Origin of the sequence: Prosthecobacter sp. (assembly GCF_029946185.1) — a bacterium.
Lineage (GTDB): Bacteria > Verrucomicrobiota > Verrucomicrobiia > Verrucomicrobiales > Verrucomicrobiaceae > Prosthecobacter.
Genome location: NZ_JAQSEA010000144.1, coordinates 1 through 3,613, shown reverse-complemented (window position 1 = coordinate 3,613; position 3,613 = coordinate 1). Strand labels below are relative to the sequence as shown.

Sequence of the window (3,613 nt, the reverse complement as noted above, 5' to 3'; positions counted from 1 at the left end):
AGCACCTGCGGCAGCATGAAGGCGGTGGGCCACTGCTGGTCTTCGTGCGCTGCGAGATCGCCAAAGGAGGCAAGCGCATGCTTCAGCGTGACCTGCTTCAAGCCGGGGCTGAGCACCGCAGCAAAGGCGGCAGGCAGAGCGCCCCAGCCCTGACCGGCAAGATGAATCTCCGTGTGTCCCGCTGCGGCGAGAAGCTGCAGGACGCGCAGCACATCGAAGACGCGCTGACCCAGCAGCGGGCGGTCGAGCATCTGGCTGTAGGCGGCATAGAAGTAATGGCTGCCGTAGAGGCCGAGGAATTGATTCGCGCCGCAGGTGTTGGGCTGCGAGTCGCCAATGCCGCGCACATCGCAGGCAAAAAAGGCGGCGTCGGGTGCAGCGGCGATGAGTTCCTTCACAAAGGGATCGCTGCGCAGTTCGGCATCGGCCGAGCGGTGGGAGATGTAGAGTACGGCTTTGCTCTGACCACGCGGCAGGCGCGAGGTGAGGGCTTCAGCGCTCAAGCGGGTGACCAAGGCCTGCATCATCGGCTCCGTCTCGACGGCGTAGGTGCAGTAGCCTTTGATGGGGTACTTGCGCGCACCCGCGCTGCGCAGAATGCGGTAGTCCGGCGGTGAATCCCCGAGCGTGGCCAGCTTCAGCACCTCACGCACGGATTTCTGCAAAGCAGCGCCACTGAGAGGCTTGCGCCCAGCTGCCAGATCGTCCGCCTTTTCTCGGGTGAAGGTCATCAGCGTGCGCGATCCGGCCTCCGCCACCTGACCGCGTGGCGTGCAGAACAGATCCTCGTCTTTTTCGAGGGTGATCGCCGGCTCGGCGGCTGCGGCGGGGATGCCGGTGGCTTTGCCAAAGAAGCGATACATCGCCTCGCGGTTGGACTGCGTGTAGCCGTGCGGATCGGGGCCCATGTGGAGCTGGATGTTCTCCGGCTTGCCGAGCAGCGTGTAGAGTTTTTTCAGGCGCTCGTAGCTCTCTGTGGAGCCGCGATTGTCGAAGAAGTCCTTCTCCTGCGCCAGGATGATCACCGGCTTCGGAGCCATGGCCGCGAGGAAGTCGCAGTGGTCCAGATCATGCGCGAGCACACGCGGCGGGCACTGCTCCATGTCCTGCGGCAGCTCGTTTTCAGCATCGCGGCGGAAGGTGGTGACGAAGCAGGAAGGCGCACCCATGGTGAAGCGTGGCTCCATGCCGCAGAGCCAGGTGGTTTGCGTGCCGCCGCCGGAGTTGCCCGTGACCCCGAGATGCTGCGGGTCGATCTCTTTTCGCGTGAGCAGGTAGTCGAGCGCACGCATGGCATCCCACACGAACCAGGTGCCAAGAAACTCGCCGATGAGCGCCTGCGGTGCGCCCATCTGATTGTGCTCCGTGGTGCCACCGCCGAGGCGGGAGCCGAGCTTCTCATTCAAGTACTGAAAGCGTTCGCCCTGACCGACGGGATCAATAAGGAAGCAGGCCTGGCCTTGCCGGGCGAGACCCTGCGCAAAGCTTTGGTAAGCCTCCGCCGCCTTGCCATTGAGCGAGTGCCCGCAGACGCCGATCACGCCGGGAACGGGACCCTTGCTATTCGTGGGGAAGTAGAAATTGCCCGTGACCAGATAACCGGGGCGGCTTTCAAAGACGATGTTCTCAATGCGGTAGCCGTCGCGCTCTAGGGTCTTCGTCACCTTCGCATTCAGCGGTGTTTTTTCCGGCAGTGGGCCGAAGCATTCGCGGATGCGCTCCTGCACGGACTTCACGTACGCCTCGGCATCCGCCTTGGTCTTCAAGGCCTCGCGTCGTGCATTGCCGCGCTGCTCGGCGGCACGCACCTCGGCCACCAGCCACTCCTGCTGCATGCGGGGGAAGCGGTTCAAAGCAGGAACAGAAACGGCGGACGCTGGGGCGCTGGCTGCCTTGGCCGCCGTTTGAGCCTGCGCGGTGCCGCTGCTGCCGAAGAAGGTTTGCAGTGCTGGCAGACTCAGAATACCCAGGCCGGTGGTTTGCAGAAAGTCACGACGGCGGGGCAGGGGGGAGGATTCCATGAATGATGTGTGTTGGCGCTTGATGAATATCGGAGACGATCTGCGTTTCTTTCCTATGCCCCCACATGCATCTCCCACTCGTCGTCAATTTCTCAGCACCGCTGTTCCTTTCATCGTCTCAGCAGCCACTTTGGGGAGGGCAGGGGCCGTGTCCCCCAATGCGAAGGTGCAGCTCGCCTGCATCGGCGTGGGCGGGCAGGGCACGAGCAATCTGCGGGCGCTGATGGCGGATGAACGCGTGCAGGTCGTCGCCATTTGTGATGTGGATTCCAAGCACGCCGCCGCAGCCGCCAAGCTGGCCGGACTGCCCGAGAGCGCGATCTTCAAAGACTTCCGCGAGGTGCTGGCCCGCAGCGATGTGGATGCCGTGATGAACGCCACGCCCGACCACTGGCACTCCAATGTGGCCATCGCCGCCGCGAAGGCCGGGAAGGATCTGTTTTCGGAAAAGCCCCTCGGAGCCAGCATCGTCGAAGGCCGCGCCATCTGCCGTGCGGTGGAGGAAAACAAGCGCGTGCTGCAGTGCGGCACCTGGCGGCGCTCCGGCATGAAAGTGCGCATGGCCTGCGAGCGCGTGCGCAACGGCTACATCGGCGAGCTGAAGGAAATCGAGATCGGCGTGCCGGGGAAGTTTGCCATTCGCGGCGGCCACACCGGCCTCGAAGCCACCGAACCCGTGCCTGCCCATCTGGATTACGCCATGTGGCTCGGCCCGGCAGCGGAGCAGCCCTACACGGCGGCGCGCTGTCATTTCAACTTCCGCTGGATCGAAGCCTACGCCCCCGGCTACATCACCGACTGGGGTGCCCACTTCCTGGACGTGGCCCAATGGGGTGCCGGCATGGACGACACCACCCCCACCGAGGTCAGCGCCACTGAGGTGAAACGCCGCAGCGCTGGCATCTACGATGCCGCCGAGAGCTTCCGCATCGAGTATCAGTACAACAATGGTGTACGCATCGTCATGTCCAGCACCGAGGACAAGACCAAGTGGGGGACCCGCTTCATCGGCAGTGAAGGCTGGATCTACACCGAAGCCGAAGTCCTCAAGGCCAGCGACGACGCCATCCTGCGCGCCAAGCTCAAAGACAGCGACGTGAAGCTCTACGAGTCCAAGAACCACCACCGCAACTTCATCGACGCTGTGTACTCCCGGGGCCGCACCGCCGCCACGGCCGAGATCGCCCAGCGTGCCGCCACCACCTGCCACATCGGGGCCATCTCCGCCGTGCTCAAGCGCCCGCTGAAGTTCGACCCCAAAGCCGAACGCTTCGAAAACGACGATCAGGCCAATCAGATGCTGCTCCGGCCCATGCGCGAAGCCTGGAAGATCGCGTAAGCAGGCCAGAAGACCTAGCTTCCGGCTTTTCGCCTTGATCTTGCGGGTTTAAAGCTGCGTAAGTATCCGATTACGAATGAATTAACGACTATTAACACCACAAAACCGTTAAAACAGGCTTTTGACTTCGCCGCAGAAGTGGACCTTCGAATTGGGTGCCGTGGAGAAATGAGGGTTCCATTTCAAAGCGGCGCAAGGAGACAGGATTAACAAGATCACAGGATGATGCAGGATTCCCAATCAGAGAATCTTG

2 protein-coding genes are annotated in these 3,613 nt (G+C 62.7%); one reads left to right on the top strand and one right to left on the bottom strand.

All coding sequences use genetic code 11. The features are described from left to right. A partial coding sequence (locus PSV43_RS12335; RefSeq protein ID WP_300197304.1) for a prolyl oligopeptidase family serine peptidase occupies positions 1-2,021 on the bottom strand: 2,021 nt, incomplete at its 3' end. Between the two features lie 55 nt (positions 2,022-2,076). Here PSV43_RS12335 and PSV43_RS12330 point away from each other — a divergent pair. Then, positions 2,077-3,360: a Gfo/Idh/MocA family oxidoreductase gene (locus tag PSV43_RS12330; protein WP_300197301.1), complete on the top strand. Its 1,284-nt coding sequence runs from the start codon at positions 2,077-2,079 to the stop codon at positions 3,358-3,360. Positions 3,361-3,613 lie beyond the last annotated feature (253 nt).